At 63.4% G+C, this 20,591-nt stretch carries 27 protein-coding genes; 5 read left to right on the forward strand and 22 right to left on the reverse strand.

Features of this window, described 5'->3' with window-relative positions; translation table 11 throughout:
• Positions 1-90 precede the first annotated feature (90 nt).
• Positions 91-810 carry a 2OG-Fe(II) oxygenase gene (locus tag B5J99_RS10915; RefSeq protein ID WP_054134413.1) on the forward strand — a complete coding sequence of 240 codons (720 nt, stop codon included), beginning with the start codon at positions 91-93 and terminating at the stop codon, positions 808-810.
• A gap of 7 nt (positions 811-817) precedes the next feature.
• Here the strand turns inward: B5J99_RS10915 and ruvB are convergent, their stop codons facing one another.
• From ruvB to B5J99_RS10965, 11 genes are all read right to left on the reverse strand, one after another.
• On the reverse strand, positions 818-1,840 hold the full coding sequence (gene ruvB, locus B5J99_RS10920; protein ID WP_117352391.1) for a Holliday junction branch migration DNA helicase RuvB: 1,023 nt from the start codon (positions 1,838-1,840) through the stop codon (positions 818-820).
• Entirely contained in the window at positions 1,837-2,139 is a 303-nt protein-coding gene (locus B5J99_RS10925; RefSeq protein WP_162892564.1) for a type II toxin-antitoxin system RelE/ParE family toxin, read from the reverse strand. Before B5J99_RS10925 ends, ruvB begins: the two co-directional genes overlap by 4 nt.
• Positions 2,132-2,383, reverse strand: coding sequence for a ribbon-helix-helix domain-containing protein (locus B5J99_RS10930; RefSeq protein WP_117352392.1), 252 nt, complete (start codon positions 2,381-2,383; stop codon positions 2,132-2,134). The genes B5J99_RS10925 and B5J99_RS10930 overlap by 8 nt, the downstream gene beginning before the upstream one ends.
• A gap of 68 nt (positions 2,384-2,451) precedes the next feature.
• Complete coding sequence (locus B5J99_RS19550) at positions 2,452-3,096, reverse strand: hypothetical protein (protein ID WP_162892566.1); 645 nt, start codon at positions 3,094-3,096, stop codon at positions 2,452-2,454.
• Entirely contained in the window at positions 3,096-3,695 is a 600-nt protein-coding gene (gene ruvA, locus B5J99_RS10935; RefSeq protein WP_069049563.1) for a Holliday junction branch migration protein RuvA, read from the reverse strand. Before ruvA ends, B5J99_RS19550 begins: the two co-directional genes overlap by 1 nt.
• 37 nt (positions 3,696-3,732) lie before the next feature.
• The gene (gene ruvC / locus B5J99_RS10940) at positions 3,733-4,215 is read right to left on the reverse strand and encodes a crossover junction endodeoxyribonuclease RuvC (protein ID WP_117352393.1); all 483 of its coding nucleotides are present in this window, start codon (positions 4,213-4,215) and stop codon (positions 3,733-3,735) included.
• Positions 4,216-4,620: an endonuclease domain-containing protein gene (locus B5J99_RS10945; RefSeq protein WP_117352394.1), complete on the reverse strand. Its 405-nt coding sequence runs from the start codon at positions 4,618-4,620 to the stop codon at positions 4,216-4,218. It lies immediately after the preceding gene.
• 46 nt (positions 4,621-4,666) lie between these two features.
• Positions 4,667-5,410, reverse strand: a complete 744-nt coding sequence (locus B5J99_RS10950; RefSeq protein ID WP_054134405.1) for a YebC/PmpR family DNA-binding transcriptional regulator — start codon at positions 5,408-5,410, stop codon at positions 4,667-4,669.
• A 69-nt stretch (positions 5,411-5,479) separates the two neighbouring features.
• Entirely contained in the window at positions 5,480-5,974 is a 495-nt protein-coding gene (locus B5J99_RS10955; protein WP_117352395.1) for an arsinothricin resistance N-acetyltransferase ArsN1 family B, read from the reverse strand.
• A gap of 22 nt (positions 5,975-5,996) precedes the next feature.
• Positions 5,997-6,242 carry a DUF2312 domain-containing protein gene (locus tag B5J99_RS10960; protein ID WP_054134403.1) on the reverse strand — a complete coding sequence of 82 codons (246 nt, stop codon included), beginning with the start codon at positions 6,240-6,242 and terminating at the stop codon, positions 5,997-5,999.
• A 66-nt stretch (positions 6,243-6,308) separates the two neighbouring features.
• On the reverse strand, positions 6,309-6,632 hold the full coding sequence (locus B5J99_RS10965; protein WP_083231274.1) for a DUF1244 domain-containing protein: 324 nt from the start codon (positions 6,630-6,632) through the stop codon (positions 6,309-6,311).
• Between the two features lie 111 nt (positions 6,633-6,743).
• Here B5J99_RS10965 and pyk point away from each other — a divergent pair, with 111 nt between their 5' ends.
• Positions 6,744-8,201 carry a pyruvate kinase gene (gene pyk, locus B5J99_RS10970; protein WP_054134401.1) on the forward strand — a complete coding sequence of 486 codons (1,458 nt, stop codon included), beginning with the start codon at positions 6,744-6,746 and terminating at the stop codon, positions 8,199-8,201.
• A gap of 45 nt (positions 8,202-8,246) precedes the next feature.
• Here pyk and B5J99_RS10975 read toward each other — a convergent pair whose 3' ends face one another.
• Positions 8,247-8,870 carry an HAD family hydrolase gene (locus B5J99_RS10975; protein ID WP_117353464.1) on the reverse strand — a complete coding sequence of 208 codons (624 nt, stop codon included), beginning with the start codon at positions 8,868-8,870 and terminating at the stop codon, positions 8,247-8,249.
• A gap of 110 nt (positions 8,871-8,980) precedes the next feature.
• A complete protein-coding gene (gene ykgO / locus B5J99_RS10980; protein WP_003046794.1) occupies positions 8,981-9,106 on the reverse strand; it encodes a type B 50S ribosomal protein L36 in 126 nt (41 codons plus the stop codon).
• A 291-nt stretch (positions 9,107-9,397) separates the two neighbouring features.
• Here ykgO and B5J99_RS10985 point away from each other — a divergent pair, with 291 nt between their 5' ends.
• From B5J99_RS10985 to B5J99_RS10995, 3 genes are all read left to right on the forward strand, one after another.
• Complete coding sequence (locus B5J99_RS10985; RefSeq protein ID WP_245991597.1) at positions 9,398-9,985, forward strand: DUF4136 domain-containing protein; 588 nt, start codon at positions 9,398-9,400, stop codon at positions 9,983-9,985.
• Complete coding sequence (locus tag B5J99_RS10990; RefSeq protein WP_117352396.1) at positions 9,982-11,142, forward strand: M14 family metallopeptidase; 1,161 nt, start codon at positions 9,982-9,984, stop codon at positions 11,140-11,142. The genes B5J99_RS10985 and B5J99_RS10990 overlap by 4 nt, the downstream gene beginning before the upstream one ends.
• Before the next feature lie 77 nt (positions 11,143-11,219).
• Positions 11,220-11,642 (forward strand): hypothetical protein, encoded by a 423-nt coding sequence (locus B5J99_RS10995; RefSeq protein WP_083231275.1) that lies wholly within the window; start codon positions 11,220-11,222, stop codon positions 11,640-11,642.
• A 9-nt stretch (positions 11,643-11,651) separates the two neighbouring features.
• Here B5J99_RS10995 and B5J99_RS11000 read toward each other — a convergent pair whose 3' ends face one another.
• The 9 genes from B5J99_RS11000 to B5J99_RS11040 all read right to left on the reverse strand — a co-directional run bounded on the left by B5J99_RS11000 (position 11,652) and on the right by B5J99_RS11040 (position 20,586).
• Positions 11,652-12,890, reverse strand: a complete 1,239-nt coding sequence (locus B5J99_RS11000; protein ID WP_054134511.1) for a dicarboxylate/amino acid:cation symporter — start codon at positions 12,888-12,890, stop codon at positions 11,652-11,654.
• A gap of 69 nt (positions 12,891-12,959) precedes the next feature.
• A complete protein-coding gene (locus B5J99_RS11005) occupies positions 12,960-14,744 on the reverse strand; it encodes an SLC13 family permease (protein WP_117352397.1) in 1,785 nt (594 codons plus the stop codon).
• A 41-nt stretch (positions 14,745-14,785) separates the two neighbouring features.
• A complete protein-coding gene (locus B5J99_RS11010; protein ID WP_117352398.1) occupies positions 14,786-16,135 on the reverse strand; it encodes a spinster family MFS transporter in 1,350 nt (449 codons plus the stop codon).
• A gap of 145 nt (positions 16,136-16,280) precedes the next feature.
• The gene (gene aroC, locus B5J99_RS11015; RefSeq protein WP_117352399.1) at positions 16,281-17,351 is read right to left on the reverse strand and encodes a chorismate synthase; all 1,071 of its coding nucleotides are present in this window, start codon (positions 17,349-17,351) and stop codon (positions 16,281-16,283) included.
• Positions 17,352-17,446: 95 nt separating this feature from the next.
• A complete protein-coding gene (locus B5J99_RS11020; protein WP_211337814.1) occupies positions 17,447-17,701 on the reverse strand; it encodes a DUF2442 domain-containing protein in 255 nt (84 codons plus the stop codon).
• On the reverse strand, positions 17,685-17,927 hold the full coding sequence (locus B5J99_RS11025) for a DUF4160 domain-containing protein (RefSeq protein WP_054134395.1): 243 nt from the start codon (positions 17,925-17,927) through the stop codon (positions 17,685-17,687). The genes B5J99_RS11020 and B5J99_RS11025 overlap by 17 nt, the downstream gene beginning before the upstream one ends.
• A gap of 4 nt (positions 17,928-17,931) precedes the next feature.
• Positions 17,932-18,738 carry an enoyl-ACP reductase FabI gene (gene fabI, locus B5J99_RS11030; RefSeq protein ID WP_117352400.1) on the reverse strand — a complete coding sequence of 269 codons (807 nt, stop codon included), beginning with the start codon at positions 18,736-18,738 and terminating at the stop codon, positions 17,932-17,934.
• Between the two features lie 10 nt (positions 18,739-18,748).
• Positions 18,749-19,642, reverse strand: coding sequence for a YihY/virulence factor BrkB family protein (locus B5J99_RS11035; RefSeq protein WP_069049575.1), 894 nt, complete (start codon positions 19,640-19,642; stop codon positions 18,749-18,751).
• Between the two features lie 14 nt (positions 19,643-19,656).
• Positions 19,657-20,586: a DnaJ C-terminal domain-containing protein gene (locus B5J99_RS11040; RefSeq protein WP_117353467.1), complete on the reverse strand. Its 930-nt coding sequence runs from the start codon at positions 20,584-20,586 to the stop codon at positions 19,657-19,659.
• Between the last annotated feature and the right edge of the window lie 5 nt (positions 20,587-20,591).

Here is a 20,591-nt window from a genome sequence, read left to right on the forward strand (position 1 = left end):
AAGGCGGCAGAAAAACCGCCTTTTCGATCTCAGTTCAGACGTTTATGCAACTGACTTGCAACAGCGGTATTCAGGGTCCATGGAGCAGGGATGACTGCGACCTCATACTGCCTTAACCCTGCCCTGAAACCTCCTCACCTGCGCCAGACCTTCAAGCGGTTGGGCCGGGTGCGCATTCGCGGCTTCCTCGCCGACGACGCGGCCCGGATGCTGCACCAACTGCTGCGCGATCGCAGCGACTGGATGCAGGTGATCAATTCGGGTGAGTTGCTGTATGAACTGAGCCGCGATGTCCGTTCGCATATGGAGCCGACGCGCGCCGCGGCGCTGGATCAGGCGGTCTATGCCGGAGCGCGCAACGGCTTCCAGTTCCGCTACGAAAGCATTCGCGTCCCCGATGACGCGGTTGCCCGGATGGCCAGCCCCGATCCGCTCACGGCGTTCGCGACGTTCATGTCGTCGCCTGAGGTGATCGGGTTGCTGCGCGACATCACCGGGATACGCGGCATCCGGTTCGCCGATGCGCAGGCCACCGCCTATTCGCCCGGGGATTTCCTGACCGAGCACGATGACGCGGTCGAAGGCAAGGGGCGGCTCGCGGCGTTCGTGCTGGGTCTGACCCCGCAATGGCGGCTTGAATGGGGCGGCCAGCTTCTGTTTCACGGCGAGCAGGGCACGATCAGCCATGGCGAAATGCCCGGCTTCAACACGCTCGATGTCTTTGCAGTTCCCCAGCGGCACAGCGTCTCGGAAGTGACTCGCGCCGCGGCCTATCGGCGCTATGCGGTGACCGGCTGGCTGCGGGGCTGAGCGGCCGTCACAGGTCGAACAGGCCTTCCTGTGCGCCTTCGGGCGGGTTGAGGCCAAGATGCTTCCACCCGCGCGCATTGAGGCAGCGGCCGCGCGCGGTGCGGGCGATGAGGCCCAGCTGGATGAGATAGGGCTCGATCACATCCTCGATCGTGTCGCGCGGCTCGGACAGGCCCGCCGCCAGCGTTTCCACGCCAACAGGGCCGCCGCGATAGATATCGGCGATCATCATCAGATAGCGCCGGTCCATCGCATCGAGCCCCAGCTTGTCGACCTCAAGCCGGGTGAGGGCTGCGTCCGCTGCCAGCGCATCCACGGTGGGCTGGCCCGCCACATTGGCGAAATCGCGCACCCGGCGCAGCAGGCGTCCGGCAACGCGCGGCGTTCCGCGTGCGCGGCGGGCAATCTCGGTCGCGCCATCGGCAGCGATTCCCAGCCCCAGCAGGCGCGCGGCGCGCGTCACCACCGCCTCGAGCTCCCCGACGGTATAGAAACTGAGCCGCACCGGGATGCCGAAACGGTCGCGCAAGGGCGTGGTCAGCAGTCCCTGCCGGGTCGTAGCTCCGATCAGCGTGAACGCGGGCAGGTCAATCCGTACGCTGCGCGCGCTCGGGCCTTCGCCGATGATCAGATCGAGCGCGCGGTCTTCCATCGCGGGATAGAGCACTTCCTCGACCACCGGATTGAGACGGTGAATCTCGTCGATGAACAGCACATCGCCTTCTTCAAGGTTGGTGAGCAGTGCCGCCAGATCGCCCGACTTGGCGATCACTGGGCCCGAGGTTGCACGAAAGCCCACGCCCATCTCGCGCGCGATGATCTGCGCCAGCGTCGTCTTGCCGAGGCCGGGCGGGCCGAACAGCAGCACATGGTCGAGCGCCTCGGAGCGCCCGCGCGCCGCCTCGATGAACACCCGCAGATTGTCGCGCGCCGCCGCCTGGCCGATAAACTCGGCCAGCGTCTTGGGACGCAGCGCCGCGTCCTGGTCTTCGGGGATGCGGTCTGGGGTGAGGAGGCGGTCTGTGGTCATTGCTCTGAGGTCATTATCCTAGGCACGTCTCTGGCATGGTGCAGAATGCGAACGATCAGAACTTCGTCATCCGCGCTGCGAAAGTAGATGCGATGCGCCTTGTACCCGAAACTGCGTATTGCGAAACCCAGATGTTCCTCTGATGTACCGATGAACGGTCTTTCCCTCAGCAGGGTAAAGGTCGCCCGCAAACCGATCAGATATTGGCGGGTGGTGGCAGCGCCGAATGCCGCCTTGCTGTAAATCCTGATGTCGCGCAGATCGTGCTGCGCAGCCTCAGCAATACGCAGCCTAACCACGCAGATCGGGGTCTTCGGCCATGATTGCGTCGAGAACGTCCTCCGGCTCGCTGTCCATCACCCTGGATTTAAGTCCCTCATCTATCTGTGCCTTCAACCAGGCGCTGTCTTCTGCTGCCTGTTCCTGATCCCGCCGCAGCAGGTCGAGCACATAGTCGGCTGCATCGGCATACTCACCCAGCGCGACGCGCTCGTCGATCCACTGCTTCAGGGCAGGCGACACCGATATGGTCATATCCGTCATGGGAAAAATTATAGACGATCGCGGGACCAAGTCCAGCGATGGCGCTTTATCGCGCCTCCATGGATAGCTTAATGCTGCTCGGGAAGGCCAGACGGTGGCGTCTGCCTTGATTTCTCCATCTCATCTAGATTCCGTCTGATAGCAGCATTGGTTTCATCCAGATTGCGAGCCAGGGCTTCGGCATCAATCTTGAACGGAACCCATTTGGCGCTGGGATCTAAGGGCCTTGGCTTGCCATACGGTACCTTGCCTCTCGACTGAGATTTTGGGCCATTGCTCCAATCTCTGTCTTTGAAGCGTTGGAACAGTAACGGCGTCAACAGGTAGGACCCATCCGGTTGCCGTTTGATATAGCCTGTCACAAATCCGGTCAGGACGCCACTAGTCGAGACGTGGTCATCAGACCATACTTCTACCCAAGTGTTACACATACTGCCCAATTTTTGCCTGACCTCGATCGTGCTACCTGTTGGGATCTTTGAAGAACTTTCGACCGTGACCGCCCGCAAGCCCTGAATTTCTCGATAAGTGGCGGAGTAGAGAGCTTCGACCACGCGGACTTTCAGCATGACGGCGCAGTCTGGAATGTGTTCCGGGACCTTGTTTACAACAACAGAACGGTACGCCGCAGGCGATGAGCATGCGGAGGCAGGCGTTGCTGTGGCCGCACCCAAACCTAGGCTAAAGGTCAACAGCCAAAGCTTGCCAGCCATCACCGCGCCGCCTTCTTAAGCGCCAGCCGAACCAGCGCATCGAGGCTCGCGCCGTCGCCCAGATCCTCTTCCGCCCCCGCCACGGCCCTTGCCGCATCAGCGGGCTTGAAGCCCAGATTCTGCAGCGCCGAGACCGCGTCGGCGGCGTGGTTGCCGACCAAGGCGGGGATGCCGATGCCGGCAGGACCGAGCGACATCGCACCCATCTTGTCCTTGAGCTCGTTGACGATGCGCAGCGCCAGCTTGGGGCCCACGCCTTGCGAACGGGCGATCATCGCCTTGTCGCCCTGTGCCACGGCGCGCGCGAGTTCTTCGGGGGTGAGCGCGGACAGGATGGCGAGCGCAACCTTCGATCCCACGCCCTGCACGCCGGTGAGCAGGCGAAAGCCGTCGCGCTCGCTCGCCGAAGCAAAGCCGATCAGCCGCATGTCGGTTTCGCTCACCTGCATTTCAGTGTGCAACACGACCTTGTCGCCCTTGGCGGCCAGACCTGAGAGGGTGCGCGAGGAAGCAAACACCAGATAGCCGACGCCGCCGACATCGATCACCGCGTGATCATGCCCCATGCTGTCGAGCGTTCCGGTGAGTTTGGCGATCATCTGTTTTCCTTCTCCCCTTGCGCGGGAGAGGAGGGGGTTAGCGCAGTTTTTCGTACCCCGCCAGATGCGCGTGGGTGATCGCCACCGCGAGCGCGTCCGCCGCATCGGGCCCGGCGATCTGCACGCCAGGCAGCAGCCGCTGCACCATCGCGTCGATCTGCGCCTTTTCGGCAGCGCCAGTGCCGACGATCGCCTTCTTGATCAGCCGCGGCGCATATTCGCCGACGCTCAGGCCCGCCCGCGCGAGTCCTAGTATCAGGCCCCCGCGCGCCTGAACGAGCTTCAGCGTCGATTGCGGGTTCTTGTTGACGTAGATTTCCTCGATCGCCGCGCTGTCGGGATCATAATCCGTAATGACCGCCGCCAACGCAGTGTCGAGCTCCAGTAGCCGCGAAGGCAGGGCCGCCTTGGCATTGGTCTTGATCTGGCCGTTGGCGATATGGCTCAGGCGATTGCCCTCCGACCGGACCACGCCCCAACCAGTGGTGCCAAGGCCCGGGTCGATGCCTAGGATGATCATCTAAAGCCCCTCCCCTTCAGGGGAGGGGTTGGGGTGGGGAAGCAACTTGCCAGGCCAACGATCTGGGAGGGTGTCCAGCTTTGCCAGGATCAAGTCCAAGACCCCTTCAAGGCTTTGGCTTACTTCATAGTTAGTGAACCGCATGGTGAAATATCCAAGTTCAGCCAGAGCGGCACCCCGTTTGGCGTCTCGCACGGCGTCGTGCGTGTCACCGTCAACTTCAACGATCAGCCCTTTCGACGGGCACAGAAAATCGCAGATAAATGGGCCGATAACGGATTGGCGACGAAATTTGTAGCCGCCCAACTGTGAGCCTTTGAGATATTTCCAGAGGATAATCTCCAAGGGTGTCGGGTTGTTGCGCAACTCATTTGCGAACAGCGACAAGCGAAGGCTGTTGTCCATTCCCCACCCCAACCCCTCCCCTGAAGGGGAGGGGCTTTCTTCAAGCTTATCCCAGCTTCTCCATCACCTCGTCCGAAACCTCATAATTGCCCCAGACGGTCTGGACGTCGTCGTCATCGTCGAGCGCGTCGATCAGCTTGAACAGCGTCTGGGCGTCGGCTTCGGCGACATCGACGCGGACCTGCGGGCGCCAGGCGAGCTTCACGCTCTCCGCTTCGCCCAATGCCTTTTCCAGCTCGCCGGAAACCGCGTGCAGGTCTTCCATGTTGGTCCAGATGTCGTGGCCGTCTTCGGTCGACTCGATGTCTTCCGCGCCCGCTTCCATCGCGGCCTCGAGCACCTTTTCCTCGTCGCCTGCGCTTGCGGGATAAGTGATCAGGCCCATGCGGTCGAAGCCGTGGCTCACCGCGCCGGACGCGCCCAAGTTGCCACCGTTTTTGCTGAACGCGGTGCGGACATTGGTCGCGGTGCGGTTGCGGTTGTCGGTCAGCGCCTCGACGATCAGCGCAATGCCGCCCGGGCCATAGCCTTCGTAGCGGATTTCTTCGTAATCCTCGCCGCCGGCGGCCGACGCCTTGTCGATCGCGCGCTGAATGTTGTCCTTGGGCATCGACTGCGCCTTGGCCGCGTTGACCGCGAGCCGCAGGCGCGGGTTCATGTCAGGGTCTGGCATGCCCATCTTGGCGGCCACGGTAATTTCGCGGCTGAGCTTGGAAAACATCGCCGAGCGCTTTTTGTCCTGCGCGCCCTTGCGGTGCATGATGTTCTTGAATTTGCTATGGCCTGCCATGGCGGATTTCTGCCTGTTCAGTTAAGGTGATGCGAATGCTGGTGCGCGCCTTTACACCAGCCAGATGGTTCATAGCAACCGCTGCCACCAGCCGACATCGCGCCAGCCGCCCAGCTTCCAGCCGACCTCGCGATATATGCCGACGGGCACCATCCCCATCGCCTCGTGCAGCGCGATGCTTGCCGGGTTGGGCAGCGCGATCCCGGCGAACACCGCGTGGATCGAGCGGCTGCGCAGCCGTTCGAACAGCGCGGTGTACAGTGCGCGGCCGAGCCCCTGGCCCTGTGCGGCTGGCGCGACATAGATCGCGATATCGGCAGAGGTGGCATAGGCGGCGCGGACCCGGTGCGGGCTGGCATAGGCATAGCCCATGACTGCGCCGTCCAGCTCCGCCACCACCCAGCCGTGCGAACTGCCATGGCTCGAAATCCGCGTGGCCATCTCCGCAGCACCGGGCGCCTGTGTCTCGAAGCTGACCCAGCTGTCGGTCACGAACGGCGCGTAGATGGCGGCAAGCGCTGCGCCATCTGCCGCACTGGCATCGCGGATGTGCAGCGCCGCCATCGTGCCGGTTCAGACCAGGGTCTCAGCCAAGGCCGAGAGCGGCCTTGTAGGTGTCGAGGATCAGTTCCATTTCCTGGCGGTCATGCGGTTCCATTTTGCGCAGGCGCACGATCTGGCGCATGATCTTGGGGTCGTACCCTTGCGATTTCGCTTCGGCATAGGTGTCGCGAATGTCATCGGCGACGCCCTTTTTCTCTTCTTCCAGACGCTCGATACGCTCGATGAAAAGGCGCAGCTGATCGTCAGCCGACATGATGGGTTCGCTCATGATATGTCTTTCATTTCGGGTGGGGCGCCGGGCGAATCTCCCGGTGCAAAATGGTGGACCGCTCCCTTAAGGGTGGTCGGCGTTCTTCGCCACGCTTTCCTTCATCCGGGCAAGCTGTTCTTCGCTGGCCTCGCCCTGATAGCGCGATTTCCATGTCGCAAAGTCCATGCCGTAGATCAGGCGGCGCGCAGCATCGCGGTCCTCGGCGCCGCCTGCTTCCTGCACCCAGTCAGCCAGGCAGTTGCGGCAGAAACCGGCGAGCCCCATCAGGTCGATGTTTTCCGCATCATGCCGGTGGCGCAGGTGGCGCACCAGGCGGCGAAAGGCTTGGGCAGCGACCTCGTCGGGGATGTCGACATCCATGGGCGGGGCGGGAACGGAATTGGTCATCAGATTATTTCCAGAACGGTTTTGCGATTGGTGTTGCACTGGCCTAAGCATCGCATAGATATTTCGTCACAACGCAAACGGTTGCGGCGCAGACCAGTCCAGGGGATTTGAGTGAGCAAGACTATCGCCAAGCGCAGCCGCAAGGTCAAGATTCTCGCAACGCTGGGTCCGGCCAGCAGCAGCGCCGAAATGATCGAAAGGCTGTTCCGGGCAGGGGCCGATGCCTTCCGCGTCAACATGAGCCATGGCGACCATGCTACCCACGCCGCGACGATCAATACCATCCGCCAGATCGAAACCAGACTGCAGCGGCCGATCACCATCCTGTGCGATTTGCAGGGTCCGAAATTGCGCGTCGGAACGTTCGAAGGCGGCAAGGCTTTCCTCAAGCACGGCCAGCACTTCACGCTCGATTCGAACCCCGCGCCGGGCAATGACGAGCGCGCATATCTGCCGCATAAGGAGATTTTCGCCGCGCTCGACAAGGGCCAGCGGCTGCTGATCGACGACGGCAAGATGGTGTTGCGCGTGCTGCGTCCCGGCGAGAGCGAAATCCTGTGCTCGGTCGAGGTCGGCGGCTTCATCTCGGACCGCAAGGGGCTGAACGTGCCCGACAGCCTGGTGCCCATGGCGGCGCTGACCGAGAAGGACCGGCGCGATCTGGCGTTCGCGCTCGAAATGGGCGCGGACTGGATCGCATTGAGCTTTGTCCAGCGCCCCGATGACGTCGCCGAAGCACGCAGCCTGATCGGCGGACGCGCGGCACTGATTGCCAAGATCGAAAAGCCCGCCGCGCTGAATTCGCTCGAAGAGATCATCGAGCTTTCCGACGCAGTGATGGTCGCTCGCGGCGACCTTGGCGTGGAAATGGCGCCCGAAGAGGTGCCGGTGATGCAGAAGCGCATCGTCGAAACCGCGCGCCGTTCGGGCAAGCCGGTTGTGGTGGCGACGCAGATGCTCGAATCGATGATCACCAGCCCGTCGCCCACCCGCGCCGAAGTTTCGGACGTCGCCAATGCGGTGTACGACGGCGCCGACGCGGTGATGCTGTCGGCCGAAACCGCTGCTGGCGACTGGCCGGAGCTCGCCGTCGGCATGATGGACCGCATCGCCACCCAGGTGGAGGGCGACCCCGGCTATGCCGCGCGCGTGCACTTCATCGAGACCTTGCCCGATTCGACCACGGCCGATGCGCTTTCGGCGGCGTGCAGCGAGATCGCCAACACCGTGCGGGTGAGCGCGATCGTGTGCTTCACGCTGTCCGGCTCGACCGCGCGGCGCGTGTCGCGCGAGAGGCCGTCGGTGCCGGTGATGGTGCTGACCCCGTCGCGCGAGACCGCGCGCCGCGTCGGGCTGCTCTGGGGTGCCTATCCGGTGGTGACCCGCGACATCGGCAGCTTCGAGGAGATGATCGGCAAGGGCAAGCGCATGGCGTTGCGCCATGGCTTTGGCGAAGCCGGCGGTCGGATCATCACGCTGGCGGGCGTGCCTTTCGGCACCCCGGGATCGACCAATGTGCTACACATCGTGACGCTGACCGGCGAGGAGCTCAAGGGCTACAAGGACTGATCAGCGTGCTGCAGGCGCCAAACATACCGCCGCTCTGCCCTGAAATCAGATCGTCGCGATGTTGAACACATCCCGAGCCGCCAGATCGGCATAGAGGGCAGGTGCATCGCGGAACAGGTGCCCCTGCAGGCCGCAGGCGATCGCGCCCTGGATGTTCGCCTCGCGGTCGTCGATGAACAGGGTGCGCGCTGGGTCGATGCCGAAGCGGTCGATGGCGAGGCGATAGATCGCAGCGTCGGGCTTTACCATCTTCTCGTCGCCCGAAACCACGATGTCCTGAAACAGGTCGAACACCGGCGCGGTGGGGCGGAACTTGCGCCACAGGTCGGACCCGAAATTGGTGATGCCGTAGATCGGCACTCCGCGCACCGCGAGTTGCTCGACCAGATCGATCATGCCCGGTACCGGCCCGGGGATCGTCTCCAGCCAGCGCGACTCGTAGAGGCGGATCAGCGCGGCATGCTGCGGATACTCTGCGGCAAGTTCATCGATCATCGTAGCGATCGGGCGCCCCGCATCGTGCTGGTCATGCCAGTGGAGCGTGAGGACATTGCCGAGAAAATGGTCGAGCTCGGCCGGATCATCGATCAGCCTGGCGTAGAGGTTGCGGATGTCCCACTGAAACAGCACATTGCCGACGTCGAAGATGATGGTGTCGACCGGCTGCATCTGATCCCCCTCGCGCACGCAAGCAAAAGGCCCCGGAGCCTGCCGGAGCCTTTGCATGAAAATCGCAGCTTCAAGACACGGCGCGGCCCGATGGGCGCGCCGCTGCCGGATCAGCCCTGGCGGGCCTTGAAGCGACGGTTGGTCTTGTTGATCACATAGGTGCGGCCGCGACGACGGATCACGCGGTTGTCGCGATGGCGATCCTTGAGCGACTTCAGCGAATTGCGAATCTTCATGACGTTCAGGCCCTTGATTGAAACTTCTGATGCAGCGAAAGCCCCTTGCGACCCCGCGTATGTCACGCGAATGCCGTGCTGGAGCTTCCATGCCGGAAAGCGGCGCGGATACGTGGCAGGGCAGGCAAAGTCAAGCATCGCTGCCGGGGATGGAACGGATTTTTATGCGCTTCATTGGTCATTCATCACAGGTTGCGTTAGGCAGCAACAATGCGGGCAAGGCTCGCTGAAACAGGAAAGGGCGCGAACATCATGGGCTTTTCATGCACATCCCGCAGCATTGCGGTCAGTATGGCCGCCGCCGCGGCGTTGCTGGCAGGTGCCTGCGTGTCGCCTGCCGGACCGGTTGAGGCCGTCCGCTTTGTTTCGCCAGACCGTGCGAGCGAACTTGGCCGCGGATCGATTCGCGTGACCGCAGGCGATGGCATGGACGCGGGCTCGCTGGAATATCGCAGCTATGCCGCCGCGGTGGAGCGAGAGCTGGAACGCGTCGGCTATCAGGTGCTCCCGGTGGGAGCCGGCAGCGGCCGCGATGTGCAGACCGCGACGGTTCGCATCGAGCGGATGGTGCTCTCGCCCGCAGGGGGTGAGCGCAATCCCGTCAGCGTGGGTGTAGGGGGCGGGACCGGTGGATTCGGATCGGGTCTGGGCGTCGGCATCGGCATCAATCTGGGGGGGCGGCCCAAGGACCGAATCGCCACCGAACTGTTCGCAAACATCCGCTCGGGCGATGGCGTGGTGTTGTGGGAAGGGCGCGCCTCGGTGGAAGCGAAGGCTGGAACGCCGATGGCCGACACCCAACTCAACGCCGCCAAACTTGCCCAGGGGCTGTTTACTGGGTTCCCCGGCGAATCCGGAGCGACTATCAAGGTCCCATGACCCAGACCAAAATTCCCAGCATTTCTTGCGCTTTCGATTCCGGTAACATCGTCGTCCAATCGGTTTCCCCGACGCCAACCGGCACGTTTCGGGCCGAACTTGCGATTCGCAAGGACAAGGATTCGGACTTCTTCCAGTGGTTCCATTTCCGTGTGGCGGCACAGCCGGGTGATGATCTCGAGCTGGTGATCACGGGTCTGAAGGAGTCGGCATATCCGGGCGGATGGCCCGGATACCGGGCCTGCGTCAGCGAGGACCGCGATTTCTGGGAGCGGACGGATACGTCCTATGATGCTGATGCCGGCACGCTGACGATCCATTATCAGATGACCGGCGGGGTCGCGTGGTTCGCCTATTTCGCGCCCTATTCGATCGAACGGCACCATGATCTGGTCGCCGAGATCGCCAGCCGCGCCGGTGTGCGCCACCGCGAGCTTGGACTCAGCATCGAAGGCCAGCCGATCGACTGCCTGGAAATGGGCGAAGGCCCGGTGCAGGTGTGGCTCTATGCCCGCCAGCACCCGGGCGAAAGCATGGCCGAATGGTGGATGGAAGGCGCGCTTGAAAAGCTCACCGATCCGGCTGACCCGCATGCGCGGTTGCTGCGCAGCAAGTGCACGCTGCACATCGTGCCCAACATGAACCCCGACGGCTCTGCACGCGGCCATCTGCGCACCAATGCCGCAGGGGTGAATCTCAACCGCGAGTGGCATGAGCCGAGCGCCGACCGCAGCCCAGAAGTGCTGTGCGTGCGCAATGCCATGGACGCAACCGGAGTTCACTGGGCGATGGACGTGCATGGCGACGAGGCCATCCCGCATGTGTTCATCGCGGGCTTTGACGGCATCCCTTCGTGGACCGAGGACCAGGGCACTCGCTACGAGCGCTATCGCGATCTGCTGGCCAGCCGCACGCCCGATTTCCAGACGAAGCAGGGCTATCCGCGCGCACCTGCGGGCCGGGCCAATCTGTCGATGTCGACCAACCAGCTGGCCGAACGGTTCGGCGCTTCGCATGGCTGCGTGGCGATGACGCTGGAAATGCCGTTCAAGGACAATGACGACCTGCCCGATCCCGACCAGGGTTGGAGCCCGGAGCGTTCCAAGCTGCTGGCGCATGATTGCCTGGCGGTTCTGGCGGAAATGGTGGCGGGCTGAACGCCATCCTTTGTTCATGGCCAAGCAAGGCGCGTTGAGGCATTCTTGGCATGGCCAGAACTTGAAGGACCGCCGCCATGCCGCTTCACCGTCGTCTGATCGCTGCCGGATTGATCGCCACGGGAGCTGCGCTCTTCGCGCTGCAGCCGCTGGCGAACGCACAGGATGCCGCGCCCAAGAAATCGAAGGTCCCCGCCGCGGAGGTGGTGGGCGAGCCGGTGAGCTGCATCAACCTTTCGCAGATCCGGAGCACCCAGGTGCGCGACGATCGCACCATCGATTTCATCCTGTCGGGTGGCCGGGTGTATCGCAACCAGCTGCCCAACCAGTGCGGCAGCCTGGGCTTTGATCGAGCCTTCACCTATTCGACCTCGCTCACCCAGCTGTGCAATGTCGACATCATCACCGTGCTGCAGAACGTGGGCGGCGGGCTGATGCCTGGCGCCAGCTGCGGGCTGGGTGAATTCACTCCGGTCAAGCTGGTCAAGAAGGCGAAATAGCGGTCTGCCTCAGACGTCGTCGTCCGAGATCATTTCTCCGCGGTTGAGCTCGCCGGTCATCGCCGCGACGGTGACCGCGATGGCGGCATCGCCGGTGATGTTGGTGGTGGTGCGGATCATGTCCATGATGCGGTCGACGCCCGCCACCAGCGCGATCGTTTCCAGCGGAACGCCCACCGATCCGAACACCAGTGCCATCATGATCAGCCCGGCGCCCGGAATGCCCGCAGCACCCACCGCGCCCAGCGTCGATGTCACCGCGATCATCGCATAATCCCCCCAGCTGAGATCGACGCCGAAGATCTGCGCACCGAACAGCGTGGCAAGGCCCAGATACATCGCTGTACCGTTCATGTTGATCGTCGCGCCCAATGACACGACAAAGCTCGACACGCTTGGCGATACCCCCAGGTTGCGCTGGGTGCAGCGCAAGGTGACGGGCAGAGTGGCGTTGGATGACGCGGTGGAAAAGCTCACCGCTATGGCGTCGATCATGCCGCGGAAGAAATCGATCACCGGCAGCCGGGCGATGAACTTGATCATCGCCGAATACATGACCAGCATAATGATCGCGCATCCGATGTAATTGAGCGCCACCAATTTGGCGAGCGGGATCAGTCCCTCGAACCCGAACGTCCCTGCGACCCAGGCCATCAGGGCAAAGACGCCAAAGGGGGTCAGCTCCATCACCAGGATAGTGACCTTCTGCATGATGATCGCGCCGGAATCGAAGATCTTCGCGACCGGTTCGCCGTCCTTTTCCGCCATCAGGATGCCGATGCCGAGCAGCAGCGAGAACACGATCAGCGCCAGCACATCCATCGTCGCCATGGCTTCGACGACGTTCTCCGGCACCATCTTGAGGATCATCTCGGTTGCGGATGTCTGGGGCGGGGCAGGGGGCTGCGTCACCCCGGCGAGGCTGGCATCCACGCCCATTCCCGGCTTGGCCAAAGTGGCCATGGTGAGGCCCAGGATGACCGCCAGCTGGCCGGTGACGAGGAACAGCAGCATCGCGCGCCCACCGACCGCACCCAGCTTGCGCAGATCGCCGATCGAGGCCACGCCCGCCACCAGCGAGAAAAAGATCAGCGGAACGACCAGCATCTTGATCGCGCGGATGAACAGGTCACCGATCCACTTTATCGCGACCGCGCCTTCACCCCAGATGAGCCCGGTAATGACGCCGAGGATAAGGGCAGCGATAACGCGCTGCCAAAGCGGAATACGAAACCAGAAACCCAAAATGCTTCCTCTGCTCAACCAGAGCACCCGACGCTAGACATCGCGGGCAGTCACCGCAAGCGCAGCAGCACCTCAGCTCAGCGCAACGATGGCAAAGCAGGTCGCGAGGCCAACCCCGATGGTGAGCGGAATGCCGGCCTTGAAGAAGTCGGTGAAACGATATCCGCCGGCAGCATAGACGAGGGTGTTGGTCTGATAGCCGATCGGGGTGGCAAAGCTCGCCGACGCGGCGAACATCACCGCAATCACCAGCGGGCGCGGATCGATGCCAAGGTCCATACCCAGCTTGATGACGATGGGCGTGACGATGATCGCGACGGCATTGTTGGTGATGATCTCGGTCAGCAGCACCGAAAGGACATAGACCGCGAACACCACCGCCCAGACCGGAACATCGTCCAGATACGGCGCGAGCGCATCGACGACGATGTTGACGCTGCCTGCCTGCTCGAGCCCCAGCCCGACCGCGAGCATGCCGAAAATCAGCACCAGCACATTGCCGTCGATCGAACCCCACGCCTCTTCGGCATCGATGCAGCGCGCGATGAGGATGAAGCCGACCGCGAGGATCGCGGCCACCTCGATCGCGACGACGTTGAACGCCGAGAGCAGCACGACGGCGGCCAGCGCACCGATCGCCAGCGGCGCCTTGTCGCGGCGAAAGGCCCGCGCGCTGGTGCTGGCAACGCCGAACAGATTGGGGTTCTCGTACATCCGCGCGATGTCCGCCTTCGACCCGGTCACCACCAATTTGTCGGCGGCATGGATCTTGGCGTTGGGCAGATCGGAGCGGGGCAGGTTGCGAAAACGGCTGAGGCCCAGGATGCGCACGTTGAGCATCGACAGGAAGGGGATGTCGTACAACCGGTTGCCGATGCTGGGATGGCTGGGCGCGACCATCGCCTCCACCACCACTTCGCCCATCGCGCCGACATCGCCTTTGCGCACAATGCCGACCTTGAAGTCCGCGCTTTTGCGCAGCGACATCAGTTCGGGCAGATCGGTTCGGATAACGACGACATCATCAGGCTGCAGAACCTCTGCGGCCAGATTGTGTCGGAGATAGCGACCATCTCGCTTGATCGCGGTGACTGCAATCTTGGCGCGCTTGCCGATCGCGGTTTCTGCCAGCGCCTTGCCTTTCAGAACCGATGCGTTCCGGATGGTCAGCTCAGTCAGGAACAGCTCGTCCTTGGTGTTGCCGTCGCTGGGGCCCAGATCGTCCTTGGGCAGCAGCCAGGCGCTGAACAGCCCCAGCATGATCATGCCGGAAACGCCCGCCACCAGACCATAAGGTGTGATCTCGAAGATTCCGAACGGCGCGAGCCCGCTGCCGCGTGCCACCGAATCGACGATAAGGTTGGTCGAGGTGCCGATCAGCGTGGTGGTGCCGCCCAGGATCGTGATGAAGCTGAGCGGGATCAGCAGCTTCTTGGCCGAATAGCCGGTCGCCTGCGCCAGCTTGAGGATGATCGGAATCATCACCACCACCACCGGCGTGTTGTTCATGAACGCCGAGGCGACATAGACGCCCAGGAACATCTCGCCCACGGCCAGCCGCGGGTGCTTTCCCGCCCGTCGGATGATCGCTCCGGCGATCGCGTCGATCGTGCCGGTGCGCAGCAGCGCGCCCGACAGGATGAACATCGCCCCGATGGTGATCGGCGCGCTGTTTGAGAAGACCGAAAACAGCTGCTTGGAATCGATGATGCCCAGGAACAGGAACGAGCACGCGCCCAGGATCGCAATCACCGCGGCGGGGAAGCGTTCCATAACAAAGCCGACGAACATCAGCCCCAGGATGACAAGACCGATCTGGGCCTGCCAAGTTTCAATGAACAGGCGGATGTCTTCCATCGGCTGTGTGGTCCCCCTTCACCACGTCACTCGATCACGCTTTACCCGCTCTTGAGTTCCCGTGTCAGCCTCAAACTCGCGCGCCAGAACAGAAAGGCGGGGATCAGGCCCAGCCAGGCTGCGCCATAAAGCACCCAGCGGACACTGTCGGCGCCTGCCAGCGGCTGGAAGGCATCGGACATCACGCCGAACAGCAACGGGCCCAGGCCCAGCCCGATCAGGTTCTGCGAAAACAGCATGACCGATGCGGCCACCGCGCGCAGTTCAGGCCGCACCAGCCCCTGGACGCAGGCATAGACCGGGCCGTAATACATGATGTTCATCGCGGTCGGCAGGATCAGCAACGCCAATGCTACGCGCCAGTCGCTGGCGGAATAGGCGAGGAAAAGCATGGGTGCAGCCACCGCAATGGCGATGGCGGGACCGGTGAGCATATGCTTGCGATCGCGCTTGCCGAAGTGATCTGCCAGCTTGCCGCCGCCCCAGGTGCCGATCATGCTCGCCACACCCAGCGAGACGCCGAGGTACAGGCCCGTCTCGCCAGGCGTGAGCCCGAAATTACGGATGAACAGCACCGATACCCAGACGGTCTTGCCGTAGGACAGGAAGGCGATCAGCCCGCCTGCCAGGCACAGCAGCACGAAGCACCGCGATGTCGCGAGTTCGCGCAGCGCTTCGCCCACCGGCACCTGCACCTTGGCTTTGGGCACCCGGTCCCCGGCAACCATACCGACCCGGCGCGGCTCCTTCATCAGGAACGGCACAAGCACCGCCAGCACAAGGCCCGGAAGGCCCACGGCCATGAAGGCGGTGCGCCAGCCATAGGCATCGGCGAGACCGCCGCCGATCACCATCCCCAGCAGCGATCCGATGGGGATGCCGAGGCCATAGAACGCGATTGCGGACGAACGTTTCTCCGGTGGCACGCTGTCGCTGATCAGCGAGTGCGCAGCAGGCGTGCACCCGGCTTCGCCAACGCCCACGCCGACGCGCGCCAGCAGCAGTTGCGGAAAGGTGCGCGCCGCGCCGCAGGCCATCGTCATCGCCGACCAGATCGCCACCGACCATGCGATCAGCGACACCCGGTTGGTGGTGCTGCGATCTGCATAGCGCGCAATCGGAATGCCAAGCAGCGTATAGAACAACGCAAAGGCGAGCCCGGTCATCAGCCCCAGTTGCGTGTCGCTCAGCCCGAAATCGCGTTTGATCGGCTCGGCCAGGATCGAGACGATCTGCCGGTCGAGGAAATTGAAGATGTAGATGATCATCAGCGTCCACAGCATCGTGCGGGGCATAGCGGTGTAGGTCGGGGCAGTGGCGGCAGGCGCTGCGGTTACGGCCAATCCGGCCGGCGGCAGGGTATCTCCTGCGCCTGTGCGGGTTACGGTCATTCTCTCTCCTGTCGCGCCGCTTGGCGCCCCTGCGGGCGTGCGGCTGCTGTTGGAGGGATGCTAGACCCAGAACCGTTGGGGTGGCAATCGCTGTTCGACGAATTGTGACGTTTACGTCAACGGGAGGGTGTCAGACCCGCCACAGTCAGCCGCATTGCGCGCGGTGAAGCAGCTTCTGGTCGGCAAGAACCAGCGCCACCATCGCTTCGACCACCGGAGTGCCGCGGATGCCGACGCACGGGTCGTGGCGGCCCTTGGTGACGATCTCGCTGGCGTCGCCATCACGGGTGATTGTCTCGACCGGGGTCAGGATCGAGCTGGTCGGCTTGAAGGCGACGCGCACCACCACTGGCTGGCCTGTCGAGATGCCGCCTGCAATGCCGCCGGCATGGTTAGCGAGGAATTCGGGATCGCCATCGGCGCCGGGGCGCATCGGGTCGGCATTGCGCTCGCCGCTCAGCCGCGCGGCGGCAAAGCCGTCGCCGATTTCGACGCCCTTGACCGCGTTGATCGACATGCACGCGGCGGCCAGCTCGCTGTCGAGCTTGGCATAGAGCGGCGCGCCCCAGCCGGCAGGAACGCCGGTGGCCACGCATTCGACCACGGCGCCCAGCGAGCTGCCCGATTTGCGCGCGGCATCGACCTTCGCTTCCCAGCGCTTTGCAGCTTCGGGGTCGGGGCAGAAGAACGGGTTGCGGGCGATCTCGGCGGCGTCGAAGCGGGCAGGGTCGATGCTGTCGCCGCCCAGTTCGGCGACATAGGCGACCAAAGTCACTTCGGGGATCACCAGCCGCGCAACCCCGCCTGCCGCCACCCGCGCCGCAGTCTCGCGCGCGCTCGACCGGCCACCGCCGCGATAATCGCGAAAGCCGTATTTACGGTCATAGGCGTAATCGGCATGGCCGGGGCGATAGGCCTTGGCGACCTCGCTATAGTCCTTGGAGCGCTGGTCGACATTCTCGATCATCAGCGAGATCGGGGTGCCGGTGGTGCGGCCTTCGAACACGCCCGAGAGGATCCGAACCGCATCGGGCTCCTGCCGCTGTGTGGTGAAGCGCGAGGTGCCGGGGCGCCGCGCGTCCAGATATGGCTGGATGTCGGTCTCGCTGAGGGTCAATCCCGGAGGGCACCCGTCGACGACAGCGCCCAGCGCCGGCCCATGGCTTTCCCCCCAGGTGGTGAAGCGAAACACGCGGCCAAAGGTGTTGAAGCTCATGGGCAAGTCCGTTCAGGCACAGGATGATCGCCCGCGCTTTGAGGGATTGCGGCCGCACTGTCCAGATAGACGTTATCGCTGCGTCGGTGCGTAGCCTATGCCGCGCGCGACGAGGGCCGCGTCATGTCACCCCGTCCCGCAATCAGGCCTGCAACGGAAATATCCTCATCAATCTCTTCCCAATGCAGCCCGGCAGGGGACAGCGTAACCGCTGCCCGCTGTTCTGGCGTCGCGTCGAGCAACCTGGGAAACCACGCCAGTGGCACTCCGATGGTGCGTCCATCAGACAGATTGACCCACAGGGCGTCCTCATCGCACCGGGCGGACGTCGGGCTAATAGAAATATCCATGCCAGGCCCTTTCGATCTGACTGCGCTTTGCCCGTACGACCATCATGGCAAAGGCCAGATCGCGCCGGTTGAGGCCGCGATTGTATGCCACCGTCACATCATCGCCAACCCAGAACTTCGCTTCGCCATCGCCATTGCTGACATGAACATGGCAAGGCTCTAGCGGACTGCCTTCGTCCGAATAGAAGAAATAGCGAAACCCGCGATCTCTCAGGACGGTTGGCACTGCCTCACTGATCCAGCGCGATATCCGGGGCGTCTTCTTGCTTCATGCCGACGACGTGATAGCCGGCATCGACATGATGGGTTTCGCCGGTGACGCCCGAGGACAGGTGCGAGCACAGATAGAGGCCAGCGCCGCCGACATCCTCGATCGTGACATTGCGGCGCATCGGGGCGTTGTATTCGTTCCACTTGAGGATGTAGCGGAAATCGCCGATGCCGCTCGCCGCCAGCGTCTTGATCGGGCCTGCGGAGATCGCGTTGACGCGGATATTCTCAGGCCCCAGATCGTTGGCGAGATACTTGACGCTCGCCTCCAGCGCGGCCTTGGCGACACCCATCACGTTGTAATGCGGGATGACCTTTTCGGCGCCGTAATAGCTCAAGGTCACGATCGATCCGCCATTGGGCATCATCGGACGGGCGCGCTTGGCAACCGCGACCAGCGAATAGGCCGAGATGTTCATGGTCATCAGGAAATTGTCGAGGCTGGTGTCGACATACAGTCCCCGCAGCTCGTTCTTGTCCGAAAATCCGATCGCGTGGACGACGAAGTCGATCGTCGGCCAGCGTGTCGCCAGCGTGGCGAAAGCGCTGTCGAGCGCGTCCATGTCCGACACGTCGCATTCGAAGGTGAAATCGCTGCCCAGTTCAGCCGCGAGCGGGATGACCCGCTTGCCCAGCGCCTCGCCCTGATAGGAAAAGGCCAGCTCTGCGCCCTGCGCGGCAAGCTGCTGCGCAATACCCCAGGCCAGCGACTTGTTGTTGGCCAGGCCCATGATCAGGCCGCGTTTGCCCTGCATCAAACCGTTCATGGAGATATCCTTATTCAATAGCTGTTGCTTGCGACACACCGCCGCGCGCGCGGGCGATGGCCGCGTTGAGTTCGGCCCCGATTACCATAGCAAGGCCGATGAGAAAGAAGAAAATGAGGCTGACCATCACGCCTGCAAGGCTGCCATAAGTGAGGTCGTAGTCGGCAAAATTGCTGAGGAAAAACGGCAGCACCGAAAGGCTCACCATCCACCAGATGCTGATGAACAGCGGGCCGGGCCAGATCGGGTGGCCTGCGCGGCGATAGACCGTCGGGGTGAGCATTCCGAACACCAGATACAGCATGCCGAGCAGCACCAGAAAGGTGAACAGCTGGCTGAAGGCGACCAGCGACAGCGCGTCTTCGGGAAAGCGGAAGCTGGCGGCGATCACTTCTGCCGCCCCCACCAGCACCACCTGCATGCTGAGCGCCAGCATGGTGGCGATCACCGCGATGATGATCAGTGCCATCGACCCCAGCCGGTAGCGCCAGAACGGCTTGTCCGAGGTGGCGCCATAAGCGCGGCGGATCAGCGAGCGGATCGTTTCGATCAGGCTGCCGGTGGTCCACAGCCCGACGATCACCGCAAGCCACAGCAGCGGGCCGGTGCGCGCGCTCATCGCCGATTCCATCGGTGCTGCGATCACCGAAGCGGTGCTGGGCGGAACCGCGGCGAGAAAGGCGTTGACCGCCTGCTGGCCGTATTCGCTGCGCCCGAACACTCCGCCCATCGCGGCGGCGACGATGAAAAACGGAAAGATGGTAAGCAGTGCCAGATACGCGAAATTGCCGGCAACCACCCCGCCGTGGACAGCAACGTTGCCCACGACCTCGCGGACGATCTTCAGCGACTTGGCATAGGCGCGCTGGAGGTGGTGCGGGTTCAACAGATCGGTAAGCGGCATTGCTGGCGGTCGGTTCAGGCCATCAGGCCTGAACGCGGGTCGTAATCGGCCTGCCAGCCCTCGACGAACTGCGCCAGCGCGGCATCGCCGCCCTCGGGCAGGCGGATTTGGAGCTCGATGATCTGGTCGCCGCGCACTCCGGTCTTGCCGTGAAAGCCCTTGCCCTTGAGGCGCATCTGCTGGCCCGACTGGCTGCCGGGCTTGATCTTCATCATCACTGCGCCATCGACGGTGGGCACGCGCACCTCGCCGCCGGCCACGGCTTCCTTGAGCGTGATCGGCAGATCGAGCCGGACATTGTCGCCATCGCGGCGGAAGAAGCGGTGGCTACGCACCTCGATGGTGACGATGCCGTCGCCCGCGCCACCGGGGCCGGGCTGGCCCTTGCCCGACAGGCGCATGTTGGTTCCGGTCTCGACGCCATTGGGGAGCTTGAGATCGATGGTCTTGCCATCGGCCAGCGTGATCCGCTGCGGCTTCAGCGCGGCGGCATCGGTGAAATCGACCGCCAGCTTGTAGGCGACATTGGCGCCCTTGGGCGCGCTGCTGCGGCCCGCGCCGCGATAGGTGCTGCCGCCCCCCAGACCGCCGAACAGCCCGTCGAAGATATCGGCAAAGTCGACGCCGTCATTGCCGAAGCCCGAAAAACCCGCATTCTCGTTCGCGCGGCCCTGCTGGCGAAATCCGCCGCCGCCACCGCCAAAGCCAAAGGGCGCCGCCGGATTGCCGTCGATATCGATTTCGCCCCGGTCGAACCGCGCGCGCTTGTCCTTGTCGGAAAGCAGGTCATAGGCGCGCGTCACTTCGGAGAAGCGCGCTGCGGCTGCCGCATTGTCCTTGTTGTAATCGGGGTGCAGTTCCTTGGCGAGCTTGCGGTACGCGCTCTTGATGTCCTTTTCGCTCGCGCCCTTGGACACGCCGAGAATTGCATAGGGATCAGCCATGAATG

The organism is Blastomonas fulva (assembly GCF_003431825.1).
Classification (GTDB): Bacteria; Pseudomonadota; Alphaproteobacteria; order Sphingomonadales; family Sphingomonadaceae; genus Blastomonas; species Blastomonas fulva.